The organism is Rhodococcus sp. NPDC019647, from assembly GCF_044389235.1.
Classification (GTDB): Bacteria; Actinomycetota; Actinomycetes; order Mycobacteriales; family Mycobacteriaceae; genus Rhodococcus_F; species Rhodococcus_F oxybenzonivorans.
Window position 1 is genome coordinate 69,536 of the sequence record NZ_JBIRXS010000030.1, and the last position, 22,708, is coordinate 92,243.

23 protein-coding genes are annotated in these 22,708 nt (G+C 66.9%); 6 read left to right on the forward strand and 17 right to left on the reverse strand.

Annotated elements, in window-relative coordinates:
* Window positions 1–636 precede the first annotated feature (636 nt).
* A complete protein-coding gene (locus tag ACH49N_RS32525) occupies window positions 637–933 on the forward strand; it encodes a SelT/SelW/SelH family protein (RefSeq protein WP_109335331.1) in 297 nt (98 codons plus the stop codon).
* A gap of 79 nt (window positions 934–1,012) precedes the next feature.
* Here ACH49N_RS32525 and dnaJ read toward each other — a convergent pair whose 3' ends face one another.
* From dnaJ to ACH49N_RS32545, 4 genes are all read right to left on the reverse strand, one after another.
* Entirely contained in the window at window positions 1,013–2,158 is a 1,146-nt protein-coding gene (gene dnaJ, locus ACH49N_RS32530; protein ID WP_358276865.1) for a molecular chaperone DnaJ, read from the reverse strand.
* A gap of 98 nt (window positions 2,159–2,256) precedes the next feature.
* Window positions 2,257–4,197 carry a metal transporter gene (locus tag ACH49N_RS32535; protein WP_358276866.1) on the reverse strand — a complete coding sequence of 647 codons (1,941 nt, stop codon included), beginning with the start codon at window positions 4,195–4,197 and terminating at the stop codon, window positions 2,257–2,259.
* A gap of 28 nt (window positions 4,198–4,225) precedes the next feature.
* Complete coding sequence (locus ACH49N_RS32540) at window positions 4,226–4,555, reverse strand: hypothetical protein (protein WP_358276867.1); 330 nt, start codon at window positions 4,553–4,555, stop codon at window positions 4,226–4,228.
* Between the two features lie 87 nt (window positions 4,556–4,642).
* On the reverse strand, window positions 4,643–5,317 hold the full coding sequence (locus tag ACH49N_RS32545; protein ID WP_358276868.1) for a response regulator transcription factor: 675 nt from the start codon (window positions 5,315–5,317) through the stop codon (window positions 4,643–4,645).
* 236 nt (window positions 5,318–5,553) lie between these two features.
* On the opposite strand from ACH49N_RS32545, the gene ACH49N_RS32550 reads away from it, so the two are divergent.
* Window positions 5,554–5,682 carry an Rv1535 domain-containing protein gene (locus ACH49N_RS32550; protein WP_358276869.1) on the forward strand — a complete coding sequence of 43 codons (129 nt, stop codon included), beginning with the start codon at window positions 5,554–5,556 and terminating at the stop codon, window positions 5,680–5,682.
* Between the two features lie 3 nt (window positions 5,683–5,685).
* Here the strand turns inward: ACH49N_RS32550 and ACH49N_RS32555 are convergent, their stop codons facing one another.
* Together ACH49N_RS32555 and ACH49N_RS32560 are read right to left on the reverse strand one after the other, a co-directional pair.
* On the reverse strand, window positions 5,686–10,185 hold the full coding sequence (locus tag ACH49N_RS32555; RefSeq protein WP_358276870.1) for a cation-translocating P-type ATPase: 4,500 nt from the start codon (window positions 10,183–10,185) through the stop codon (window positions 5,686–5,688).
* Window positions 10,186–10,232: 47 nt separating this feature from the next.
* Window positions 10,233–10,661, reverse strand: coding sequence for a hypothetical protein (locus ACH49N_RS32560; RefSeq protein WP_358276871.1), 429 nt, complete (start codon window positions 10,659–10,661; stop codon window positions 10,233–10,235).
* A gap of 241 nt (window positions 10,662–10,902) precedes the next feature.
* Between ACH49N_RS32560 and ACH49N_RS32565 the strand changes: the two genes are divergently transcribed.
* Window positions 10,903–11,115 carry a three-helix bundle dimerization domain-containing protein gene (locus tag ACH49N_RS32565; RefSeq protein ID WP_358276872.1) on the forward strand — a complete coding sequence of 71 codons (213 nt, stop codon included), beginning with the start codon at window positions 10,903–10,905 and terminating at the stop codon, window positions 11,113–11,115.
* A 193-nt stretch (window positions 11,116–11,308) separates the two neighbouring features.
* Here ACH49N_RS32565 and ACH49N_RS32570 read toward each other — a convergent pair whose 3' ends face one another.
* Window positions 11,309–12,703: a wax ester/triacylglycerol synthase family O-acyltransferase gene (locus ACH49N_RS32570; RefSeq protein ID WP_358276873.1), complete on the reverse strand. Its 1,395-nt coding sequence runs from the start codon at window positions 12,701–12,703 to the stop codon at window positions 11,309–11,311.
* A 325-nt stretch (window positions 12,704–13,028) separates the two neighbouring features.
* On the opposite strand from ACH49N_RS32570, the gene ACH49N_RS32575 reads away from it, so the two are divergent.
* Both ACH49N_RS32575 and ACH49N_RS32580 read left to right on the forward strand, forming a co-directional pair.
* On the forward strand, window positions 13,029–13,700 hold the full coding sequence (locus tag ACH49N_RS32575) for a type 1 glutamine amidotransferase (protein ID WP_358276874.1): 672 nt from the start codon (window positions 13,029–13,031) through the stop codon (window positions 13,698–13,700).
* A 94-nt stretch (window positions 13,701–13,794) separates the two neighbouring features.
* A complete protein-coding gene (locus ACH49N_RS32580) occupies window positions 13,795–14,199 on the forward strand; it encodes a VOC family protein (protein WP_109332955.1) in 405 nt (134 codons plus the stop codon).
* 3 nt (window positions 14,200–14,202) lie between these two features.
* Here ACH49N_RS32580 and ACH49N_RS32585 read toward each other — a convergent pair whose 3' ends face one another.
* The 3 genes from ACH49N_RS32585 to ACH49N_RS32595 all read right to left on the reverse strand — a co-directional run bounded on the left by ACH49N_RS32585 (window position 14,203) and on the right by ACH49N_RS32595 (window position 16,053).
* The gene (locus tag ACH49N_RS32585) at window positions 14,203–15,183 is read right to left on the reverse strand and encodes a sigma-70 family RNA polymerase sigma factor (RefSeq protein WP_358276875.1); all 981 of its coding nucleotides are present in this window, start codon (window positions 15,181–15,183) and stop codon (window positions 14,203–14,205) included.
* A gap of 61 nt (window positions 15,184–15,244) precedes the next feature.
* Window positions 15,245–15,739, reverse strand: a complete 495-nt coding sequence (locus tag ACH49N_RS32590; RefSeq protein WP_358276876.1) for an SRPBCC family protein — start codon at window positions 15,737–15,739, stop codon at window positions 15,245–15,247.
* Complete coding sequence (locus ACH49N_RS32595; protein WP_159924660.1) at window positions 15,736–16,053, reverse strand: helix-turn-helix transcriptional regulator; 318 nt, start codon at window positions 16,051–16,053, stop codon at window positions 15,736–15,738. The genes ACH49N_RS32590 and ACH49N_RS32595 overlap by 4 nt, the downstream gene beginning before the upstream one ends.
* A 143-nt stretch (window positions 16,054–16,196) precedes the next feature.
* On the opposite strand from ACH49N_RS32595, the gene ACH49N_RS32600 reads away from it, so the two are divergent.
* On the forward strand, window positions 16,197–17,612 hold the full coding sequence (locus ACH49N_RS32600) for an alkaline phosphatase PhoX (protein WP_358276877.1): 1,416 nt from the start codon (window positions 16,197–16,199) through the stop codon (window positions 17,610–17,612).
* Window positions 17,613–17,658: 46 nt separating this feature from the next.
* On the opposite strand, the gene ACH49N_RS32605 is transcribed toward ACH49N_RS32600, so the two are convergent.
* The 7 genes from ACH49N_RS32605 to ACH49N_RS32635 all read right to left on the reverse strand — a co-directional run.
* Window positions 17,659–19,599, reverse strand: coding sequence for an MDR family MFS transporter (locus ACH49N_RS32605; protein WP_397504871.1), 1,941 nt, complete (start codon window positions 19,597–19,599; stop codon window positions 17,659–17,661).
* Window positions 19,596–20,105 (reverse strand): MarR family winged helix-turn-helix transcriptional regulator, encoded by a 510-nt coding sequence (locus tag ACH49N_RS32610; RefSeq protein ID WP_358276878.1) that lies wholly within the window; start codon window positions 20,103–20,105, stop codon window positions 19,596–19,598. The genes ACH49N_RS32605 and ACH49N_RS32610 overlap by 4 nt, the downstream gene beginning before the upstream one ends.
* A gap of 297 nt (window positions 20,106–20,402) precedes the next feature.
* Entirely contained in the window at window positions 20,403–21,119 is a 717-nt protein-coding gene (locus tag ACH49N_RS32615; RefSeq protein WP_358276879.1) for a DUF305 domain-containing protein, read from the reverse strand.
* Window positions 21,120–21,170: 51 nt separating this feature from the next.
* Window positions 21,171–21,323 carry a hypothetical protein gene (locus tag ACH49N_RS32620; protein WP_358276880.1) on the reverse strand — a complete coding sequence of 51 codons (153 nt, stop codon included), beginning with the start codon at window positions 21,321–21,323 and terminating at the stop codon, window positions 21,171–21,173.
* A gap of 227 nt (window positions 21,324–21,550) precedes the next feature.
* Window positions 21,551–21,892: a metal-sensitive transcriptional regulator gene (locus ACH49N_RS32625; protein ID WP_159927450.1), complete on the reverse strand. Its 342-nt coding sequence runs from the start codon at window positions 21,890–21,892 to the stop codon at window positions 21,551–21,553.
* A 23-nt stretch (window positions 21,893–21,915) separates the two neighbouring features.
* Entirely contained in the window at window positions 21,916–22,083 is a 168-nt protein-coding gene (locus ACH49N_RS32630) for a hypothetical protein (RefSeq protein WP_358276881.1), read from the reverse strand.
* A 96-nt stretch (window positions 22,084–22,179) separates the two neighbouring features.
* On the reverse strand, window positions 22,180–22,708 hold a 529-nt coding region (locus ACH49N_RS32635), incomplete at its 5' end, for an HAD-IC family P-type ATPase (RefSeq protein WP_358276882.1).

Sequence of the window (22,708 nt, forward strand, 5' to 3'; positions counted from 1 at the left end):
GGGTCTTGTTCCGCAACGCGTCCGCCGAGCCGAGAAATTCGTTGGACGCCTGGGTGCACACACACGACCGCACCGCCGTGTCGACTGGCTATTGGCAGCCGCATCCGCCGCCGGCCGTCGCCGCCGGACCACAGCACGTCGACTTCTCGCTCTGATCGCAGCAGGTGGTCTGCCGTTCGGTGCTGCAGCACGTCGGTGCGGCAGCCTGGGATGGTGCGTCCGTCCGATCCGTCGTCGGCGTCTCGAACTCGTTGGTGCCCGTCATGGTGACTCCTTGATCCGTAGGGATGGGTACCAGATCAGACGAAGGAGGACGAGAAAGGACGCAACGCGGCCACGACGGTGGTGGCAGACGCGCGCTACTTCGCGGTGTCCAGGCGGAAGATGTTGGTGAAGAAATCCTTGATGGCCTGAATCTTCTCGTTGGTCAATTCGATGGCGTGGCGACGTGATTCTTCGAGTGCAGTAGACATGGGAACTTCCTTTCACAAGACGGGCACGGTCTGACGATCGACATTGTGCAGTTCGTCGGTGACATCCAGATGACGAGACGATGGCATCGGTGTAGATTCGTCGGCTCATCAATCGGCAAGCGTCCGAGTGAGTTCGGGACTTCTGGTCGGCTACATTGGCCCGATGACGACGAGCAGCCCAGGTAGCCGGGTCGAGATCACTTACTGCACGCAGTGCCAGTGGTTGTTACGCGCAGCATGGATGGCGCAGGAACTTCTCGGCACCTTCGGGCAAGACCTCGGCGAAGTCGCGCTCGTACCCGGCACGGGCGGAATCTTCCGTATCACCGTGGACGGCGAACTCATCTGGGACCGCAAGGAGAAAAGCGGATTCCCTGAGATCACCGTCCTGAAGCAACTGGTCCGTGACAGGGTGGCTCCCGACCGCCACCTCGGGCACAGCGACCGCGCCGAAACCTGACCTGTCAGATCTCAGCGACTCCTCGAGGACGCGCAACTCGTGGCCGAGCCGGGCGATCGGACCGTCGAGTCTCTCGGAGTCATTTTTTGCCCGCCCACTTGGCGCGGGGATCGAATCCGGATGCTCGCTCGGCGTGCGCGTATGCCCGCAGGGCTTCGGCGGCGGTGGTGTCCAGCTTCGGTGGCACCGTGACCTCGGTCCGGATCAACAGATCGCCCGCCGTGCCGTCACGTCTGGGCGCTCCGCGACCGCGAATCCGAAAGGTTCGTCCCGCTGCCGTGCCCGCCGGAATCTTCATTCCGACGGTTCCCTCGAGGGTGGGAACGGATATCGTTGCACCCAAGGCCAGCTCGCTGAAGGTGACCGGAATCGTGACGGTGAGGTCATCGCCGTCGCGGCCGAACACCGGATCCTCGGTGACGTGTACGCGAACGTACAGATCGCCCGAAGGGGCGCCCCGCAGGCCCGGTTCGCCTTGACCCGGGAGCCGGAGGCGTTGGCTATCGCACACGCCGGCTGGCATCCGGACGTTGACGGTGCGGGTGCGATTCCCGCTGCCGGTGCCTTGGCAATCTGGGCAGGGTGCGTCGATGACGAACCCGCTGCCGCGGCAGTCGTCGCAGGGTTCGCTGAACCCGAATGCTCCCAGGTTTCGGGTGACCAATCCCATTCCATAACAGCGCGGGCAGGCTCTCGCGGTGGTCCCGGGAGTCGTGCCGCTGCCGTGACATGCCGTGCATGTGGAAACGCCGCTCACTCGTAGTGGCACCACGGTGCCGCGGATGGCCGCTCGGAAGGTCAGTCGCGTGTCGGTCTCGATGTCACTGCCGCGCCGTGGGCGCGTGCCGGTGGTCCGATCGAACAGGTCCCCGGTACTGGTGAAGGGTGAGCTCCGCCCGAACAGGTCGCCGAGGCCGAAATCTCCGCCGCTGCCGCCGGCGCCCGACCTGGCACCGGCGTGGAATCCGCTGCGGCCGAAGGCTCCGGGGGTGAACAGCCTGCGTGTCTCGTCGTAGTCCTTGCGTTTGACCGGGTCCGAGAGCACGGCGTGCGCCTCGCTGACCGTTTTGAAGCGATCCTCGGCTCGCGAGTCGTGTGGGTTGGCGTCCGGGTGTAGCTCCCGGGCGAGCTTGCGGTAAGCCCTCTTGATGTGCTCGGTCGATGCGTCCGACGGGACGCCCAGGTCGGCATAGAAGTCGCGTTCCACCCATTCTCGCTGCGTCACTGGTTATCACCTCCTTCCGTTTGGGATCCTGGTCGATTCCCGGCGTGAGAAGCGCGCCAGGGAAGGCGGGGTGGCATTCGCCCAGTGCGGTGCCCCGTTCAGGCCGCGGACGAGGCGAGCGCACGCTCGGGACGCCGACGACCCGTGGTGACGACGTACCCGGCGGCGATCACGACGGCGACGGGCCAATCGATGATCTGTAGGGCGACGAGAACCGTCAGGGCGGCCAGATACGCGGTCTGTTCGGGGGTGGGGATCGGGACGTGCGCGCCGCGCGGCAGCGCGAGGGCGAAGCGCTCGGCTCGGTGGACCTGGTCGCGAAGTGTTCGGTGGGCGTCGTCCGGGTGCGGGCGGTTGCGGTCGTGTTCGGCAAGGGGGTCGTCGAGCGTCCGGCGGGCCAGACGGTGACCGATCCACAGTCCGGCGGCGGCCCCGCCGGTCACGGGTTCGGTGCCCTGGAAAGGAATGCTTGTCAACAGCAGCACTGCACCGAGTAGTGAACTGCCGGTGGCGAGTTCGACGCCCCGGCGGCTGGCGGCTCGCGCCGCCGGTACGGCGCACAGAATTCTCCAGGCTGTCGCCGGGTCGTCGACCAACAGATCGGCATACCATGGCGGTTCCTGGTCGTCGACCACGCCGATACCCACGTCCGCCGCTGCCAGAGCATGCGGGGCGTGCGCGGCGATCACCGCGACGATGGCACCTCGGCTCTGTAGCTGCTCGACTGCGTCGTGCAGGGCGGTGTCGGGGGCGTTGGCGGGCTCGTGGAGTTCGTCGAAGCTGTTCTGTCCGTCGCCGCCGAGGGCTGGGCTCCGGAGCGAGACCGTGCGGATGCCGGCGCGCCGGATGTACTCCAGCACCTGTGCATCGGGTACGACCGGGGTGAGGACCTGCGGATCGATCACCACGGCGTCGACCCGATCGAGGCGGCGCAACGCCGGTGGCCGCAGCGGCAGCACGGCGTGTCGGTCGGCCAGCCCCCGGCCGAGGGTGGCGGCGAACGACTCGCGTGCGGTGCGGGCTGCGGCCGGGGCGGCGACGATCAACGCGGTACCGGCGAGGCCGGCCTCACCGGTGGCCGCCCCGGCGACCGCGGCGGCTGCCGGGGCAGCGACCGCGGAACGATCGGCGTGACGTTCGACCGGTCCGACCGGGAGCGAGCGCGGACGGTGGGGGTGCTCGGGCGGATGGTCGTCGCCGGCGTGCTGCGCCAGGGCGGGTTCGTGTCGATGCCAGGCCTGCCGGGCCGACCAGGTCTCGGCGGTCAGTGTGGCCCGGATCAGCACGCTCACTGCGAGTGAGACAGGGTTCTGGGTCAGTGTCAATATCGCCGCCCCGGCGGTCGCCAGCACCACATCGGTGGCCTCGGGCCCGAGCTGGTTCTCGACGAGTCGCCGGATCCGGGGCTGGTAATCGGCGGAGATGACGGCCGCGGCCACCGCCGGTGGCAGCTGTGGCAACCGCAACGCCGCCGCGGCCAGCGACACGCCCAGGCCGACTCCGGTGGTTGCCAGTGCGGCTATCCGCCCGGCGAGGACGACGTCGTCGCCGGGTAAATCGAGCGGCCGTTCGTGTTCCGGTGTGCGAACGGAGTTTTCGGCGCTGCATACCGCGTCGCAGAGCTGTGTCAGAGACGGTGCGTCGTCGTCGACGGCGACGACGATCCGGGAGAGTGCGTAGTTGAGGTCTGCTGCGCTCACGCCGGGCAGGGCACGCACGGCGGCGAGGACGGCGGTGCCGACCTGGGGACCCTCGGGGGTGTCGAGCCCGCGGACCTCCATCCAGATTCGGTCGAATCCGCACCAGTATCGGCGGGACGGTGCGCCCCCGAGAAATTCCCGTGCCATATCCCGCGCCGACACCGCGCCTCCCCGCAGGGGGGCGGTGGCCAAGTTCATCCCGACGCCGGCCACCGCGGCGGCGCCGGTGACGGCGGTGTCGACGAGACTGATGCCGATCGAGGTGCCGGCCTGCAGGCCCCGCCGGGCTACTCGGACCGGCAGCAAAACCGATCCTGTGAGGTACGCGCTCAGGCTCATGTCGACGGAGGTCGAGGCGACGAAGGACTTACTGGGTGCGGGGCTTCGGCCCCGTCGCGGACTTCGACGTCGACTTCCGCTTGGCCTTTGACGTCGACGTGGAGGTGTCGCCTTCGGTGGACTTCGTGCGTGTGTGTGCGGGGCGTGTGTCGGAGTCTGGCGTGCGGCCGCGGATCTTGTCTACCGACCTGATCCCCAGACCGGCTCCGCCGCGCAGCCCGGCCCCGGCGCCCTGGAACACGCCCTTGACGGCTCCCAGCGTTCCTCCGACGACGCTGCCGCCCACCGCTCCCGTCGCCGCAATCGCGATGTCCGCAGTTCGACCGACGGTACGGGCGGCGCGATCGACGATATTCATGACAACCTCCCGAGAGGGTTATGGGTGTCGGTCGCACGGCGGCGACCGCCCTTCACATTACGCGCCAAAGGAGAACGCGGAGTTCAGTTATTCAGGCAGTCCGGCATTGTGCGGTTGCAGGGAGAAACCGACTCCGCGGATCGTCTGAACTGTGTGTTGGGCACCGATTGACGCCAACTTGCGCCGCAACGCGCAGATGTAGGTGTTGAGGACCTTCCTCGCGCTCGATTCACTCGCGACTCCCCACACGATCAGGAGGAGGTGCCGGCGCAGAACAATTCGGCCGGCATTCATGGTCATCACCACCATGAGATTGAATTCGGTCTGGGTGAGAGCCCTGCGCAAGCCATTGCATTCGACGGTTCTGCACCCCCAATGCAAGGACAGACCCGGCACCATCGGTGTCGTCGGCGGATGCTGCACGGATTTGGCACGGCGAAGTACCGCGCGAATCCGCGCCACAAATTCATCCTCGCCCATCTGCACGTCCAGAACATCATCCGCGCCTGCCTCGAGGGCAGTGATTCGGTCGTGGCCGGCATCACGCTGGCTGATCACCACGAGTGCCCCGTTGAAACGGGTTGCCCTCAGCGTCCGTACGGCGTCATGTGCGCTACGTCGTTCTGGCCGTAGGTCGAGGACCGCCAGGTCGGGCGCGTCGATGTCGGCCATTCGAATGCGGTCGATGACGGGTCGTGGGACATCGGCGTGGACGAGCACCACGCACGCAGGGATTGCGGTCGGGACGCTGAATGAGTTCACGCGTTTTCCTTGGATCGCCTCGAGGTCGCCTGCTTCGGCACACCATGTGCAGCAGTCGTCGCGGATGTATCGGAGCAGGCCACTTCGCTTCGCCGATACGATCGCATGGATCCGGACCGTTCGCTCTCCGACCGGTGTGCGTGGTGTCAGGGCGATCCGCTGGGTGTCGGCCATTGGTTGCCTCCGCACTGCGTGGGGTTTACCGGGAGTTGGTTTCGGGTCGGCATCGTGGCGGCGTGGCGAAAACAGGAATCGACGTAAGTGCGGATCCGATCGTGTCCGTGGTGGCGCAGGCGTTCACTCCGCCGTTGCGCGAGTTGTACGCGCTGCTGGTACGGGCAGGTGTGGTCGAGATCGTCGACTGAACCTCAATCCTTCCGCACTTCCACGAGGTCGCCGGGAACCGTCGTGAAGGACAAGGTGCGGTCGTGGGTGTGGTTCGTGCGAAGTACTTCTCGGATCGTGTGGCTGATTCCGGGTGTGCGGCCGAGGAGGTCGGGGGCGATCGCGGCTGCGGCCGTTGCCGCCGCGGCCGAACCGAGGCCCTGCGTCCATCCCAGCGGCCCGAGGGGCACGCAACCGAGGAACTGGCTCACTCCGGGGGTGCTGATCAACGCGGCCATGACGGCGAGGGACCCGACGGAGGTAGTGACGACGAGCGGGCTGCGGGAGTCGAGCAGAATCTGTCCGAGCTGGGTTCCGATCAGTGCGACCAGGGCGACGGTGGAGGCACGCTGCGGACCGCCGGTCAGGCTGGCCATTGCCCAGGCCGCTGTGGCTCCGGCCGCGGTGGTGGTGCCACGGAAGGCGACGGTGCGCAGCAGCGCTGCCTCGTCCGGACCGCGGGCGATGCCGTTTCCATTGTGGTTGGTCGCGCTGACTGCCAGGGCCGCCGCGGGGAGCGCGTCGGTAAGCATGTTCACCAACAACAACTGGCGCGCGTTCAACGGGGAGCGGCCGGTGGCGATGCTGCCGATGAGGGCGAACGCCACCTCACCGGCGTTGCCGCCCACCAGCACCGCTACGGCTGCCTGCACCCGCCGCCACAACTGGCGGCCCTCGTCCAGTGCCTCCAGCAATGCCCCGACTCGGCCATCGAGGAGGACGACGTCGGCCGCGCCGCGGGCGGGAGCGCTGCCGTGCGACGCGACTCCGATACCGACACTGGCAGCCCGGATGGCGGCGGCGTCGTTGGCTCCGTCGCCGACCATGGCACACACTCGCCCGATCCGCTCGAGGGTCTGCACGATCTGCACCTTGTGTTCGGGGGACATCCGGGCGAAAACCAAGCAACGCTCGACGGCGTTCTCCTGCTCGCGATGCGAGAGGTCGTCCCAGTCGGTGCCGCTGATCACCTGGTCCGGCGTGACGGGCATGCCCAATTCTTCGGCGATGGCGATGGCGGTGACCGGGTGGTCTCCGGTGATCAGCCGGACGCCGACACCCTGGTCGAGAAGCGCGGGCAGCAGGCCGGCGGCATCGGCGCGGGGAGTGTCGGCAAGGCCGAGCAACCCGACGGGCTCGAGATCGTGCTCGCAGAGTCGTGCCAGGGCGTCGGGGTCCTCGGCAGCCGCCGCCGCTTCGGCCGCGGTGAGGTTGCGCTGCCCGACGGCGATAACCCGGAGACCGGCCGCCGCCATCGATTCCACCCGCCCCGCGAGCGTGGATTCGTCGGATTCGCCGAAGGCCTCGAGCATCACCTCGGGCGCGCCCTTGACCGCGAGATGCGTGCCGGACACCGCGGCGGCGTAGGACCGGCCGGAACGGAACGGCAGGTAGGCCTGCCGGGTCCGGTCGCCGTCGGGCGCCGATTCGGTGTCGGCGGCGTCGACGATGGCGACGTCGGTGGCGTGATCGGGCGGCCCGCCGTTCGACGACCACCCGGTGCGGGCGGCGTAGGCCAGCACCTGTTTCCGCGAGCATCCGGGTGCCGGTTCGACGGCGGTCACCCGTAGGCGGTTCTCGCTGAGGGTTCCGGTCTTGTCGAAACACACCACGTCGACCCGACCGAGCGCTTCGACCGAGCGGGGTACGCGAACCAAAGCGGAGGACGTGGTGAGGCGACGGGCGGCGGACATCTGCGCGAGCGTGGCCACCAGCGGAAGTCCTTCGGGAATCGCCGCCACGATGACCGCGACTCCGCTGGTGACGGCGGATCGCACACCGGCGCCGCGGAGCAGAGCTATTCCGGTGACGATGGCGCCACCACCGAAACTGATCGGCATCGCCCGCCGGGTCAGCCGGCTCAGCTGGGCATTGAGGCCGACCTCCCGCACCTTCGCCGGTGCGAGGGCGGTGGCGCGTCGGGTTTCGGTGCCGCGGCCGGTGGCGGTCACCAGGGAAACGGCGGTTCCGGTGAGCACCGTGGTGCCGGCGTAGAGCATGCAGGTGCGTTCGGCCAACGGCGCACCCGGTGTCGGTAGTGTCTGTTTGACTACAGGAAGCGATTCCCCGGTCAGCGCCGACTCGTCGACCTCCACCCCCTCGGCGGCGAGTAGTCGTCCGTCCGCGGGAACCACCTCGCCGGGGCGGACCTCGATCACCTCGCCCGGCCGGAGCCGGTCCGCGGCGATGTCGACGTAGCGGCGGTCGGCCTCGACGTCGGCGACGTCCATTGTGTCACAGGGTGTTCCGAACTCGGTGAGCTTCCGTGCCGGAGCATCCTGGACAGCGAGAAGGCGATTCAAGACCTCTTCGGCGCGCAGTCGCTGGGTTGCCGAGATGCCGGCGTTGAGCACGAGCACGGACCCGACGAGTACCGCGTCGATGGGTGAGCCCAGGACCGCGCTCGCCGCGGAACAGGTCGCGAGGATCGGGGTCAGTGGATCGTCCAATTCGTCACGCACGGCGCGGAGGAACCCCCAGGCGGACAGGGCGGGCCGGACGCCGATGCGACCGAGTGCACGTGCGGGTCCGGTGGCGGCGAGCCCCGAGTATCGGCTTTTCGGAAGCTGGGCGGTGTGATCGTCTCTACGCGGCGGGGGTAACAACTCGCGCACCTCGGCGGCGGGAATCGCATGCCATTCATGCCCCGGCCGGGGTGCGGGCAGCGGCGCGGTGAGCACTCTGCGCGCCTTCGAGCGTCCCATCCATAGCCCCAGGGCCGCCCCGGCGGTGACCGATTCCGGTCCGCTGCCGGGCACACCGGGCAGCATGAGCAGGGTGCCGAGTGCGGACGCCTGCGCAGAGATTTCGATACCCCGACGGCTGGCGGTCCGCGCCGCCGGGATCGCGTGCAGGATGCGCCACACCCCGGTCAGGTCGGCTGCCCACAGGTGTGCATCCCACGGCGACGGAGCACCGTCGCGGGTGACACCTATCCCGACGTCCGCACGCCCGACGGCCTGCGGCGCCTCCGCCGCGACGACCGCGACTACTCGACCTTCTCGTTGGAGCTCAGTCACGGTGTGGCACAGGGTGTCATCGGTCGATCCGACCGGCGGGACCAGCCGGTCGAAACCGTTACGCAGCGAACGAAGGGCGTCGTCGTCGACCGAAACGACCTCGACCTGCGCGCGCCGGGCCTCGGCGACGACCGCGGACGCGTACGGGTCGTGGACCGAGCTGACCAGCACCCGGGCATCGTCGTCGGGTTCGTTGACCGCGGCGCCGGGCACGGCGTTGACCGGATGCCAGCCTGGACCGATGACGCCGCGCCCGACCGCGGTCCGGGCCGATTCCCACACCCGGGTCCGATCCCGGTCGCGAACCCCGAGAACCCGGCTGACGGTCAGCGCCGGGGTGTAGAGGGCGCGGGGATCGATCACCACCGCATCGACCCGGTCGAGGCGGCGCAGGGCCTCTGGGTGCAGGGGCAGCACGTCGTGCCGGTCGGCCACTCCTCGGCACAGGGTGCTGGCGAACAGCTCCCGCGCGGAACGGGTCGCCTTGGGGGCGGTCACCATCGTCGCCGTCCCGATGTTGACGGGGTTGCGGGTCAGGGCGCCGATCGCCAGGTCACCTGCCAGACCCGCCGCGCCGGCGCGTTCGGCGTACCGCTCGACCGGACCGGTGGGTCGGACCTGCCGTGGCGGGGGCGGGGGACCGCCGACGGCGGCGGGAAGAGCCGGCTCCACCCGTTGCCACGCCCGACGGCCAGACAAGGCCTCCGCGACGAGCGCGCCTCGTAGCGCGGCCTCGACGGCAAGTGAATCCGGCGACAGGGTCAGCGTGTATGCGGTCGCGGTCGCGCCCGCGAACAGCAGATCGGTGGCACCCGGGCCTACCGCGTTCTCCACCAATCCGCGCAGCCGCGGCTGGTAGTCGACGGAGATCACCCCCGAAGCCAGGACGGCCGGAAGGCGGGGCAACCGCAGTACTCGCCCGGCCAGCGCCACACCCAAGCCCACGGTGGCGGCCGCGGCACCGACCGCCCGGGCGACCAGCACCACGTCGTCGCCGGGCAGGTCGATCGGACACTGACCCGAACCCTTTGTGACCGCGGCAGTTTCGGCCGCGGCGACAACTCGACACAGCGCTTCCGGGCTCGGCGCAGCAGCGCCGGCAGTCACCACGATCCGCGACCACGGGCGATGCACTTGTGCGTCCTCGACACCCGGCACCGCCCGTACGGCGGCCAGTGCCCGTTCAGCCAGCACAGATCCGTGCGGACCGTCGAGACCGCGTACCTCGACCCAGATCCGCCCGCGCCCCGAGCCGCACCGCCGCACCGGTGTGCCCCCGGCGGCCTCTCGGGCCAGGTCGGCAACGGTTCGGGCTACCGCACGTGGCGACGGCGCCCCCGCCGACACCGCGGCCGGTCCTTTGAGCAACACCGATCCGACTCCGAGGGCGGTGGCCGTACCCACCAGGGTGGCGTCGAGCGCGGTCGCTGCGCCTAACGTGGCCGCCCGCGTCCCGGTATGCATGCACCGACTGGAAAAGGACGCGAGTCCCTTCACCAGTGTTCCGGCACTCACGGCTCCGGCTGCGCCGGGACGGTCGACAGCGTTGATCCGGACGTCTTTCCGGACCTGGCGGGCTTGGCACGATCTTTCGGAGTGGGTACAGCGGTGGGCTTACTCGGGGTCGACACGGCCGTCGGCGTGGCGGCAGCATCCTTCGGCCGCGCGGGCGTGAGCTGACGTAACACCAGCGCCGTGCCACCGGCCGCGAGGACGAGTGGCCACTCGACCAGACCGACGGTGCCGACCGCGCCTAGGGTCAGCAGCGCCGCCGGCGTCGAATGACTCCCGTAGCGTGCTCCGCCGACGGCACCTTCGGCCGTACCTCGAAGACTTCCGACGACACTCCCCACCGTGGCACCCCCCACCGCGCCGACCGTGGCGACCGCGGCCTCACCGGCCCCGGTAACGACCCGTGCGGTTCCCGCGAGAATGTTCATCTGCACTCCACCCACTCCGCGTATGCACGCCCACCGCGAACGTTCCGATGCGAAGTGGGCTCGAATTACCCCACCCGCAACCCTATTCCCCGGTGAACGGAAAATGAACAGGCAACGTCCAACAGATGTACAGTCTTGTGTCGGGTCGGCGGCGTGTCTTTGTGAAAGTCAAGGCGTCCATTTACGTTCCATTGACCATTGACCATTGACCACCGCGCGCCCGGCCGGGGACGATGGAGGAGTGATAAGCGCCGATGAGGAAGGTCAGCTCATCGAACAGGTCATCGAGAGACTGACCTGCAAACACCCGCACATTCCGCGCCACGACGTGAGCGTCGTCGTGATGTCCGCGCACAACCACTTCCGCGGCCGCAAGATCCGCGACTTCGTGCCCCTGCTCGTCGAACGCTACGCCCACGAACAGCTCACCTCGATGACCGAACCTGCGTTCTGAGCAATCCACACCGCTCATGGTGTCCACTCCGCGCTGTGGCGCGAATGAGATTCGGCCACCAGCGAACCCCCACCGTTCACTTTCCGCTACATCGCTCCCGACACCACATGATTCGGACCTATTGTCCCCCAACTATTCCTTGGGGGTCCCGACCACACCTCGGGCACAGGGACCGCGCCCGAAACCTGACCTGTCAGATTCCCAGCGACTCCTCGAGGACGCGCAGCTCGTGGCCGAGCCGGGCGGGGATCGACTTCAGGTCGGGCACCGCGCTGCGGCAACCGGTGACTCCGAAGGAGATGATGTCGTCGTTGCTCGTGCAGGTGATGTTCAGCGCCTGGCCGTCCACCGGAATGGACAGCGGGTAAATGGCGTCGAGCCGTGCACCGTTCCAGTACAGCGGGGAGCTGGGCCCGGGAACGTTCGAGATGATGAGGTTGAAAGGCGGACGCAGCCGCGAGTTGTGCCCGAAGAGCATGCTCGCGCCGACCGGCGCCGCACCGACAGCGCTCATCGCCAGGATCTGGGTGGCGCTCATCGACTCCAGCGCCTCTTTGCCTTCGCACATGCTGGTGCGAATCGTGTCCAGCCGATCCGCGGCATCCGGCTGGTGCGTGCCGAGGTTGCACATGAGGACACCGATATTGTTCCCCGTCGCGGCCTGGCGCTGGTTCTGCAGCGACACCGGCACCATCGCGACCAGGGGCTCTGCCGGGAGCGCGTCGTGATCCTCGAGGTAGCTGCGCAGCGCACCCGATGACATCGCGAGGACGACGTCGTTGATGGTGGAGTCGGACAGTTTCGCCACCAGGCGCAGGCGTTCGAGCGGCCACGACTGGGCAGCGAACTGACGTGCACCGGTGATCGGAACGTTGAAGGGAGTCTTCGGAGCGGAGAGGGCGAGCGGACCGCCCTTGTCACGGAACGCTCGAGTGATCGTTCCGGCGAGTGCGGGAACGAGTCCGGCAACGTCTCCGGCGGTGTCGCGCGCGGTGCGCAGCGTGGCGCCGGCAAGGTTGGAGAGGCTGAATCCGCCCGAAGATTGCGCGCGGGGCGGTCGTGTGTGTGCACGCTCCCACGGAGCGGGCATATCGCGCTCCTCGGAGTTTTCACTGAGCGCGTTGCGCAGCATCTTCATCGCGGTGACGCCGTCGGCAACCGAGTGATGGATCTTGGTGTAGACAGCAAAGCGTCCGTCGCTCAAGCCCTCGATGAGGTGCATCTCCCACAACGGCCGGCTCCGGTCGAGGAGCGATTCGTGCAACCGCGAGCACAGCGCCATCAACTCGGCCTCGGTGCCCGGAGCGGGCAGGGCGTCGTGGCGGATGTGGTGCTCGAGGTCCAGTTCGTCGACCGTCTCCCAGCTCCACTGACCGAACGAGGACAGGGATCGACGCGCACGCTTGGCCAGTTTCGGGGCAATTGCTCCGGTGCTTTCGGCGAGTGCGCGGTCGAGCATGGCGCGGATGTCGTGCGTGTCGGCACCCTCCGGCGGCTGGAAGATTTCGACACCGCCGACATGCATCGGATGCTCGCGAGACTCGCCGAGGAGGAACATCGAGTCGAGAGGTGACATGGGGAGCGGCATCTATGGCCCTTTCCATCCCGGGGACGTTTCCCGGATCGCGGGAGGTTTCGTCTCTGGTTTGAGGTGACGGCGGGGGTTGGTGGCCACCCTTGTCGGGCGCCACCACTAAGTAACTAATCGATATGGGACGGGTCACGAATCAGTGACGCTGGTATTTGTACCAGGTTCTCGGTGAGCCATGCCACTAGACAAGCGTCCAACTCGAGACGGCGGTGCAGGGTATGTGACACCCACGTGAACAGGCGAAAATTGTGCACCCAGTGCGGAATTCGAGTGAGTGTGCCCTGGCTAGAGTCAAAAGTCCCATATCAGCGACAATCACGGCATGGACAAGCCGTGGGCGGTAGTGAAACACGTGTCGTTCGAGGGGCCGGGATTGGTTGGGGCCCTTTTGAAGAACCGCGGGATTTCTTACGTCGAATACCCGATGTATCACGCCTTCGAACTTCCCGCCGCGGCCGACATCGGCGGTCTCGTGGTGATGGGCGGTCCGATGGGTGCGTTGGACGATGTTACCCACCCGCAACTTCCGCGAGAGCGAAAATTCATCAGAGATTCGGTCGACGCCGGGCTCCCGGTTCTCGGAATTTGCCTCGGCGCCCAACTTCTCGCCGCTGCTTTCGGCGGTGATGTTCGGACCGGTCCGATTCCGGAGCACGGCGCCGGACTGGTGACAGTCACCGACGAGGGCGCCCGCGATCCCGTGTTCGGTTCGGCCGGAAGTCAGTTTGCCGTCGTTCACTGGCACAACGACACCTTCGATCTTCCGGAGGGGGCGACTCGGCTCGCGAGTAGTGAGGCCTACGAGAACCAGGCCTTCAGGCTCGGTCGGCGTGCATACGGATTGCAGTTCCATGTCGAGCTGACGCGCGAGCACCTGTCGGTGATGCAGAACCACATGCCCGCCGGCACGGCCCCGTCCGGAGAGCATATGGATGATGTGGCTGCCGTCGGGCGAGTGGTGATCGGCGCGTTCCTGGACCTCGCCGACGGCTGAGAAATACTTTCCGGCTCACCGATGAGTTTCGAGGACGACGGCAGTCTGTATCGATGACCTTCCGCTGGGGAAGGACTTCGAGAAGGAGATTGCGATGTCCCGGATGCTCTTCGTCAACCTGCCGATCAAGAATCTCGACGCCACCAAGAAGTTCTTTGGTGATCTCGGGTTCGAGTTCAATGCCACTTTCAGCGACGATTCGTGCGCCGCGATGGTGATCAACGAATCCACGTCGGTGATGTTGCTCGTCGAGCCGAAGTTCCGGGACTTCATCGAGGTCGACATCTGCGACACCTCGAAAGCGGTCGAGGCCCTCTTGTGCATCTCGGCCGAAAGCCGCGAGGAGGTCGACGCCCTGGTGGACAAGGCCCTCGCCGCAGGCGGAAGTGCATGGGGCAAGTTGCAGGACGAGGGCTTCATGTACGGCCGGGCGTTCCGCGACCTCGACGGTCACGTCTGGGAGGTCATGTGGATGGATCCGACGGCCGTACCCGCGTAAGGATCAGGTCGGTGGAGTCTGCGGCAGCCCGAACTTCTCGAACAGGTCGAGATCGAAGAAGCAGACGACGTGCGCGACTCCACCGGCCGTGACGTCGAGGACGTGGAGCTGGAACGGCCGGTGCACGCCGTCCTCGCCTCGCATGTAGAGGCCGAAGGCGGGCTGGCCGTTCGCCCACGAGGGGAGCAGGCGCATGTCGCCGGCACGTTGCGCCGGACAGTTGGTGCTGATGAGCCGGCCGATGTTCTTACCACCGAGGTACCAGCCGTCGAAGGGCGGCATCTCCCACACGGCTTCCTTGGTGAAGATCTCCACGATTGCCTCGACGTCGTAGTTCTCGAAGGCCGTGACGTACCGCTCGAGGAGGGCCTTTTCCTCCGGGGATTCCGGTTCGACGAGGGTGTCGGTGGTGGGCATGGCCAGTTCGAGCTGCGCGCGGGCCCGCTGCAGCAGGCTGTTGACCGCGGGGGTCGTGCTGTCGAGAGCCGCGGCGACCTCGGACGCCTTCCACTGCAGCACGTCGCGCAGCACCAGGACCGCGCGCTGGCGGGGAGGCAGGTGCTGCAGGGCGGCGATGAACGCCAGCCGCACCGATTCGCGGGAGGTGACGATGTTCGCGGGGTCGCTGGCGTCGTCGTACACGGTGTCGGGAATCGGCTCGAGCCAGGGCACCTCGTGCCGTTGGACCAGCTCAGCGGTGGGATCCGAATCGGGCGCACCAAGCCCGCTGGGCAGGGGTCGCATGGACCGGCTCTGCAAGGCCGTCAAGCAGGTATTGGTGGCGATCCGGTATAGCCAGGTGCGCAGCGACGACTGCTGCTTGTAGCCCCCGTACCCGCGCCACGCGCGGATGAACGTCTCCTGCATCTGGTCTTCGGCATCGTGGAGCGAACCCATCATGCGGTAGCAATGGGCCAGTAACTCACGTCGATAAGGGTCGGCGAGGGCGAGGAAATCCTCGTCGAGCGACTGCGCGGCCGTCATAGTGGGCAGCTTACTGCTGCCCACCGACGAGTGTCGGCACTCGTGCGCACCGACCCGAAGTTCAGCCCCGGTTCACCATCGGCTCTCCCGTCTCGAGGAGTGTCTTCAGTCCGCTCAGGACCTCGTTCCAGCCACCACCGGCGCCTTCCGGTTCGTGCTCGCCCGCGACCATCCGTGCCATCTGCGGGGCGTTGGTGAGATCATGCGTCACAGTCAATTTCGTAACTCCGGGTCGACTCGACGGCGCAATGTCGTAGGTGAGGGTGGTGAATCCTTCGATGTTGTCGGGGTCCATCAGCATGCGCCACGTCTGGACGAGCTTCTTCGGCGGATCGCACTCGAGCACCTCGCCGTCGACGACGACGTCGGGCACTCCGGGGTGGGCCTTCATCTCATCGCTGGCGCGCGACTCGTACTTGCCTCCGGGCCGGAGGTCGTAGTGCACGTGTCCGCCGTACCCGTACCTCTCCGACCACTCCGGCTTGGTGACGGCCTCCCAGATCGCCTCGGGTGTTGCCTTGATGTACACGGCATAAACCTGCACGAGTTCAGTCATTTCTCTTCCTCCAGTTCGGCTTTCAGCTGAGCGAGCGCCGCGGCGTGACGCTCGGTGTACTTGTCGATCCACCTCTGGTGGATCAGCTGGATCGGCACGGGGTTGAGATAATGCAGCTTTTCCCGGCCGGCACGACGCGTGACCACCAGGCCCGCGTCTTCGAGTACGCGCAGATGCTTCATGACCCCGAACCGGGTCATCTCGACCTGCGACTCGAGTTCGGTCAGCGTCTGACCGTCATGGGCGAACAATCGATCGAGGATCAGGCGGCGCGTCGGGTCGGCCAGCGCCTTGAAGACGTGATCGTCGTCCATGGCTCCACGATAGGTGACCATTTGGTCACATGTCAACGAATTCGCGTCCAGTTCACCTCGGTGACACGGTGCGACGCCGAAGTCGGACATGTTCGCTCCCTAGCGTCCGGATGTCCCGTTGGCATGCATGGAGGTAACAGACAGTGACCACAGCACCACTCAATCGCCGCGGCTTCCTCGGCCGGACCGCGCTGACCGGCTTGGGCGTGGCGCTCGCCGGTAGTGTCGAGGCCTTCGTCCGACCTGCTGTGGCGTCCGCGGTGCCCGGTCGGGCGATCGGCTACGGGCCGCTGATTCCCGACCCGAACAGAATCCTCGCGCTCCCGGCCGGCTTCTCGTACACGGTGGTGTCCCGATCCGGTGACACCAAGTTGGACAGCGGTGAGTCCGTGCCCAGCGACTTCGACGCCAACGGCGTGTTCGCCCGGCAAGGTGGGGGATCCACTGTGGTCAGCAACCACGAGATCGGTAAGGACGAGCCGTTCGGCGTCCCCGCAGTCGAGGGGCTCACCTACGACACGGGTGCGCGCGGCGGTACCACCACCACAACGGTGGACGCGGAAGGCAAGTGGCTGGGTCAGTACGTGAGTGTGGCGGGGACGGTGAACAACTGCGCCGGCGGGATCACGCCGTGGGGCACGTGGCTGACCTGCGAGGAAACCGAGGCCCGCGCGGGAACGGGCGGATTCCTCCTCGACCACGGGTACGTCTTCGAGGTCGATCCGGCCGGACAGGACGCCAACCGGGGCAAGAGTCCGGTGCCCTACAAATTCCTGGGCCGGTACGCACACGAGGCAGTCGCCGTCGATCCGGCGACCAATGCCATCTACCTGACCGAGGATGCCTCCGATCCGAACGGCCTGTACTACCGGTGGACGCCGCCGCAGGGTTTCCGCGGGGGACCCGGCGCGCTCCGCGGACTCGCGCAGTTGCCGGGCGGGGACACCGCAGGCGCACTACAGGCGATGGCGTGCTTCCAGGATGGTGTCCACGTCCGCGACCTGTCGCAGGCGACGAAACCCGGTGTCCGGTACGCGGTGCAGTGGGTGGACGTGCCCGACCGCGACGCCAAGAGCACCCCGGTGCGCAAGCAGTTCACCGACGACCAGGTGACGCGCAGCCGAAAGTTGGAGGGGCAGTGGTGGGGTGACGGTGGCGCCTACTTCGTCGCCAGCTTCGCGCGTACCGGCGACGGCAGTGCCGCCGAGCACGACGGCCAGGTCTGGTTCTACGACCCGGCGACGGAGACCATCACACTGAAGACGTTGTTCGGCGTCAACCCGGACCCGGCCGTGGACACCGGAAACTACGACGGCCCCGACAACATCACCGTGTCACCGCACGGCGGTGTCATTCTCGCCGAGGACGGCGACGGCATCAGTCACCTGGTGGGGGTCACGGCGGAGGGGGAGCCTTTTGCGCTGGCCCGTAATGAGCTGAACGACAGCGAGTTCTGCGGTCCGGCGTTCAGTGCGGACGGGAAGACGCTGTTCGCGAGCATTCAGTCGCCCGGGCTGCTTCTGGCGATCCGTGGTCCGTGGCGCCGCCCCGTGCTGTGAGTACTTGTTAACAGCGGGGTGTTAACAAGTACTCACGGGGGGTGATTCAGCGGAGGAGAACGCCGTTGCCGGTGTCCGTGACCGGGGTGCCGCCGAGCACGCCGGCCACCTGGTCTTCGCTGAGTCCGAGGTCGCGCAGGCGATCCCAGACCGCATCGAATTCGATGAGCTTGGCGTTGAGATCGTTTCGGAGGCGGTTCACCTCGTCGCGAATCTTCTCGGCCTCGTTGATCGCTTCCAGGGTCTGCTCGGGCTGAGGCAGGAGCAGGGACAGGAGCCGGTCACGAGCGTCCGCGCTCAGGCCTGCGAACGGCTGCTGGTCGGCGGGCGCCTCGTGCCTGCCTCCGCGGGCACCGGCGGACGAGATCGGCGTGGTCTCCGACTCCGATGCCCGGTCGGCCGCCATGGCGTAGTCCGGTTCCTGCACCGGATCCTGGTCGCTCGACAGGTCGATGGTGCGACGCAGCGGGCGGTTGGGCAGCAGGATGACGGCGAGCAGGGTGACGAGGGCGACGAGCGCGGCGATGAGGAAGATCCGGCCGGTCGCGTCGCCATATGCAGCACGAATGACGCTCTGCACGGGTGCGGGCATGGACGTGAGGTCCAGGCTGCCGCCACCGCTGCTCGACCCTGCCGGGATGCCGAGCTTCGCGAATCCGTCGGCAGAGATGTCGGAGACCCGTGTCGCCAGGACCGAACCGAGAACCGAGACGCCGATGGCGCCACCGAAGGTTCGGAAGAAGGCGACCGAACTCGAGGCCGCACCGATGTTCTGGACGCTGACAGTGTTCTGCACGGCGAGCACCAGGTTCTGCATCAGCATGCCCATGCCCAGACCGATGATGGCAATGTAGAGGCTGACGAGGGTCAGGCTCGTCTCGTGATCGAGGGTGCTCAGCAGCCCGAAACCGATGATCATCAAGACGGCGCCGCCGACGACGAACGACTTCCACTTGCCGAACCGGGTGATGAGCTGTCCGGAGCCGACCGTGCCGATGAGCATCCCGGCGACCATCGGAATAGTGAGGACGCCGGCCATCGTGGGGGTGTAGCCCCGCGAGGTCTGGAAGTACTGCCCGAGGAAGGTGGTGGAACCGAACATTCCGACACCGACGGCTACGGACGCGATGATCGCGAGGCCGGTGGTCCGCTCGGTGACGATCTTCAGCGGAATGATGGGAGCCTTCGCCTTGGCTTCGACCAGGACGGTTGCCACGAGGAGGAGCACACCGGTGCCGACGTACAGCGCCGTCTCGCGGGAGAACCACTCGTAGTAGCCGGCCTTACCTGCGAACGACACCCAGATGAGCAGGATGGACACGCCCGCGGTGAGGAGCAGCGCTCCGAGCCAGTCGATGGAGACGTCGTCCTTCTTCTCCGTCGGAAGGTGCAGTGTGCGCTGCAGCAGGAACAGTGCGACGACGGCGAGCGGGACGCAGACGAAGAACGTCCAGCGCCAGCCGAGGGGGCTGTCGACGATGACTCCGCCGAGGATCGGGCCGCCCGACATCGAGACCGCCATGACGGCACCCATGTAGCCGGAGTACCGGCCGCGCTCGCGAGGCGAGACGATGGTGCCGATGATGGCGACGACGAGCGCGGTCAGACCGCCCATGCCGACGCCCTGGATGACACGCGCGGTCAGCAGAAGCGGCACGTTGTGTGCGAGCCCGGCGATCACCGAACCGATGACGAAGATGACGATCGCGCTCTGGACCAGGACCTTCTTGTTGAACAGGTCGGAGAGCTTGCCCCAAATGGGCGTCGAGGCGGCGTTGGCCAGCAACGCGCTGGTGATGACCCAGGCGTACGCGGTCTGCGTCCCTTTGAGGTCACCGATGATCGTCGGCAGGGCGGTGGAGACGATGGTGGTGCTCAGCAGTGCCGTGAAGAGGGCTGCGAGCAGGCCGGTGAGGGCTTCGAGAATCTGACGGTGACTCATGGGCTGCGGTTCGCCGACCGGCGTGCGGATATCTGTTTCGGTCATACGCTTTGTGTTCCAATCGGGTTCGAGCTCGATACGATCCGGTGCTCGGCATCGAAGAGTGTTTCCTTCAGATGCCGGATCGAGTCGAGGGCCGTGGCTGCCTCGGTTTCGTTCCATCCGGTCAGCATTTTTTGCATGCGTGCGGCACGTTGTGTTCGTACGTATTTCACGTACGCCAAGCCGTCGTCCGACACGCGTATTCGGAATGCACGTCCGTCCGCAGGGTCCGGGTGCCGGGTGACGTACCCGGCGTCGACCAGATCGGTGATCTGGCGACTGAGGGAGGACTGACTGACGCACATTTCCGTGGCCAGTTCGTTCTGCCGGCATTCACCCCTCCCGGCCAGGACGAGAAGAACTCCTGTCAGGGCGCGGGGGAGGTGGTCGTCGGCTTCCGACGCCAGGGCATCACGAAGCACCCGACCGAAGAGGAACACCTCGTCGATCAGAGCTTCGGTCGTGCCGAGCGAAACGGACGACACGGAAGACGCGGATGGCGTGGACATGGCAACAACCCCTGAGGACGACTTACTTTCTGCATGCAACTATATACATCGTTACCCCAAGCAAGTAACTGTTTTCGCTGTCTTTCCCGTCACAGAGCGTTGAACGACGTTGTGAACGCGTCCGCCCTAGGTGGGGTCAGACGGTAGCGAGACGCCGCCGTTCGCCGCCGACGAGCTGGCGAGATACTGCCTGCACGCCCTGACCGCCGCCACCGGTCTTTCGACCCGGGAACCGGTCCAGCAGCTGGTGCAGGTCACCATGGATGGGTTGCGCCGGCGCGCTGACCGTGTCGCTCCTTAGAGGGTCGACAGGATCTGTTCCATGGTGGTGATTTCCTGCTGCTGGGTGGTGATGATGTTTTGCGCCATCGCTTTCGCCTGCGCGTTCTGGCCGTCCTCCACCTCGGTCTGGGCCATGGTGATCGCACCCTTGTGGTGCTCGATCATCTGGTTGAGAAAGAGTTTGGCGGCATCGACGCCCTGGGCGTCGCGCAGGGCAGCCATGTCTTCGGCCGACATCATCCCCTCCATGCCCTCGCCGCCCTCCATGCCGGGCATGTCCATTTCACTGGTGCCCGCCGGCGGGATCACCACTGGTGCCTCGGGCATCTGCATTCCGGTGCCCATGGGCATGGACTCGGTCATGTTCATGCCGGTCGTCGTGGTCGCTGCGGTGCCTTGGCCCCACGCGGTCAGCCAGGCGTTGAGTTGCTCGATTTCCGGGCCCTGCGCGGCCTTGATCTGCTGCGCGAGGTCGACCACCCGGGGGTCGATCCCCTGCTTGGTGAGCAGAATGTCACTCATCTCGATCGCCTGGCTGTGGTGGGGAACCATCCCCTGCGCGAAGGCGATATCGGCGTCGTTGTGCTCGGCGGCACCGTTTTCGGCACTTACCGAGGTGGTGGCGGCCGAGTTGGTGGTCGCGGTGCTCTCCTCGGTGCCGGAGTCACCGCACGCGGTCAGGGCGAGCAGCAGCGCCGCCGATGCGGCGCCGAGGGCGAGGGACTTGTTCATCGACAACTACCTTCTCTCTTCTTTCGGCGGATGCGCTGACGAAGACGGGGGTCAGTCGAGTGCGGAAAACAGCTCGCGGCCGGCCCTCTCACACCGCAGGCACGCCGTAGCGCAGTCGAGGTCGGTGCAGGCCAGAAGTGTCGCTGGGTCGATGTGCCGCAGATCCTTCGGATAGCTCTCGAGCATCTGCTCGGCTGTGCTCACGATGACTCCCTTTCGTGAAAGGGGCATGTCGGCGGCGGACGCCGCTGAAACAACGTCGGCCTCGTCACCCTGTACCCGTAAACCCGTACGGGTAAACAGTCGGTCGGTCCGCGGCGCGGGTGTGTGGTGGGTTGCGGATGCATTGCCTGCGCCGCCTCGTCGAAATTTCCGACGAGAACGCCGGGGTGGACGGCGACGACTGATCCTCGAGCCGGGCTGTGGGTTTTTCAGGAGCGGACGAGCCGGGCGATCGCGTCGGTGGCCTCTTTGATCTTCGCGTCGGCTTCGGGACCGCCGGCAACGGCGGCGTCGACGACGCAATGACTGATGTGGTCTTCGAGCAGTCCCATGGCCACGGCCTGCAAGGCCTTGGTCATCGCGGAGACCTGGGTGAGGATGTCGATGCAGTACTTGTCTTCCTCGACCATCCGCTGCAGTCCGCGGGCCTGGCCTTCGATGCGCTTGAGGCGCTTGAGGTAGGCGTCTTTTTCGGTGATGTAGCCGTGCGCGGCATGGTCATGGCCGTCGGTCTCGGCAGGTGCGTGGGTGGCCGCGGGAGTGGTGGCCATGGTGTCCTCCTGGAATCCGAGTGTCATGCCGAGCACCCCCGATTATGCCCGCCCGGGGTATTCAGGGCGGGGTGTGGGCCCTCGACCCGGCGGCCGATCGCCGATGCGGCACACATCACCGCGCACCGGGCCACCGCCCGGGTCGCGGGGTGTCGGACGATGCGTAACAACGTCGTTGTCACCGTTGCCATGATCTTGTCCTTTCGGGACCGGATTCGGGTTAACCGGCGCGGGTTGGGCGGGCGGGTACCCGCCCACCCCGCGCCTCCTGGATGCGTTGCCTGCGGTTATTCGGTGAGGGACCGGAATCGGCGCAGTCGCAGGCTGTTGCTGACCACGAACACCGAGGAGAGCGCCATCGCCGCACCGGCGAGCATCGGGTTGAGCAGTCCGGCCGCGGCCAGGGGGAGGGCGGCGACGTTGTAGGCGAAGGCCCAGAACAGGTTTCCCTTGATGGTGCCCAACGTCTTGCGGGCCAACCGGATCGCATCCGCGGCGGCGCGGAGGTCCCCGCGCACCAGGGTCAGGTCACTGGCCTCGATCGCGACGTCAGTGCCGGTGCCCATCGCCAGACCGAGGTCGGCCTGCGCCAGGGCGGCTGCGTCGTTGACACCGTCGCCGACCATCGCGACGACCTTGCCCTGGTCCTGCAACCGTTTGACGACGTCCACCTTGTCGGCGGGCAGCACTTCGGCGATCACCTCGTCGATACCGACCTGGGCGGCGATCGCGCGGGCGGCGGCGGTGTTGTCGCCGGTGAGCATGATCGGCGTCAGGCCCAGCCTGCGCAGCTGTCCGATCGCCTCGGCCGAGGTG

Coding starts and splice junctions, on each gene's coding strand:
- ACH49N_RS32535 (WP_358276866.1), bottom strand. CDS start 4,197: ATGAGCCTGAGCGCGTACCTCACAGGATCGGTTTTGCTGCCGGTCCGA.
- ACH49N_RS32580 (WP_109332955.1), top strand. CDS start 13,795: ATGTCCCGGATGCTCTTCGTCAACCTGCCGATCAAGAATCTCGACGCC.
- ACH49N_RS32625 (WP_159927450.1), bottom strand. CDS start 21,892: ATGGCCACCACTCCCGCGGCCACCCACGCACCTGCCGAGACCGACGGC.
- ACH49N_RS32630 (WP_358276881.1), bottom strand. CDS start 22,083: ATGGCAACGGTGACAACGACGTTGTTACGCATCGTCCGACACCCCGCG.
- ACH49N_RS32555 (WP_358276870.1), bottom strand. CDS start 10,185: ATGCATACCGGGACGCGGGCGGCCACGTTAGGCGCAGCGACCGCGCTC.
- ACH49N_RS32570 (WP_358276873.1), bottom strand. CDS start 12,703: ATGCCGCTCCCCATGTCACCTCTCGACTCGATGTTCCTCCTCGGCGAG.
- ACH49N_RS32525 (WP_109335331.1), top strand. CDS start 637: ATGACGACGAGCAGCCCAGGTAGCCGGGTCGAGATCACTTACTGCACG.
- ACH49N_RS32605 (WP_397504871.1), bottom strand. CDS start 19,599: ATGACCGAAACAGATATCCGCACGCCGGTCGGCGAACCGCAGCCCATG.
- ACH49N_RS32595 (WP_159924660.1), bottom strand. CDS start 16,053: ATGGACGACGATCACGTCTTCAAGGCGCTGGCCGACCCGACGCGCCGC.
- ACH49N_RS32590 (WP_358276876.1), bottom strand. CDS start 15,739: ATGACTGAACTCGTGCAGGTTTATGCCGTGTACATCAAGGCAACACCC.
- ACH49N_RS32575 (WP_358276874.1), top strand. CDS start 13,029: ATGGACAAGCCGTGGGCGGTAGTGAAACACGTGTCGTTCGAGGGGCCG.
- ACH49N_RS32585 (WP_358276875.1), bottom strand. CDS start 15,183: ATGACGGCCGCGCAGTCGCTCGACGAGGATTTCCTCGCCCTCGCCGAC.
- ACH49N_RS32540 (WP_358276867.1), bottom strand. CDS start 4,555: ATGAATATCGTCGATCGCGCCGCCCGTACCGTCGGTCGAACTGCGGAC.
- ACH49N_RS32615 (WP_358276879.1), bottom strand. CDS start 21,119: ATGAACAAGTCCCTCGCCCTCGGCGCCGCATCGGCGGCGCTGCTGCTC.
- ACH49N_RS32610 (WP_358276878.1), bottom strand. CDS start 20,105: ATGTCCACGCCATCCGCGTCTTCCGTGTCGTCCGTTTCGCTCGGCACG.
- ACH49N_RS32560 (WP_358276871.1), bottom strand. CDS start 10,661: ATGAACATTCTCGCGGGAACCGCACGGGTCGTTACCGGGGCCGGTGAG.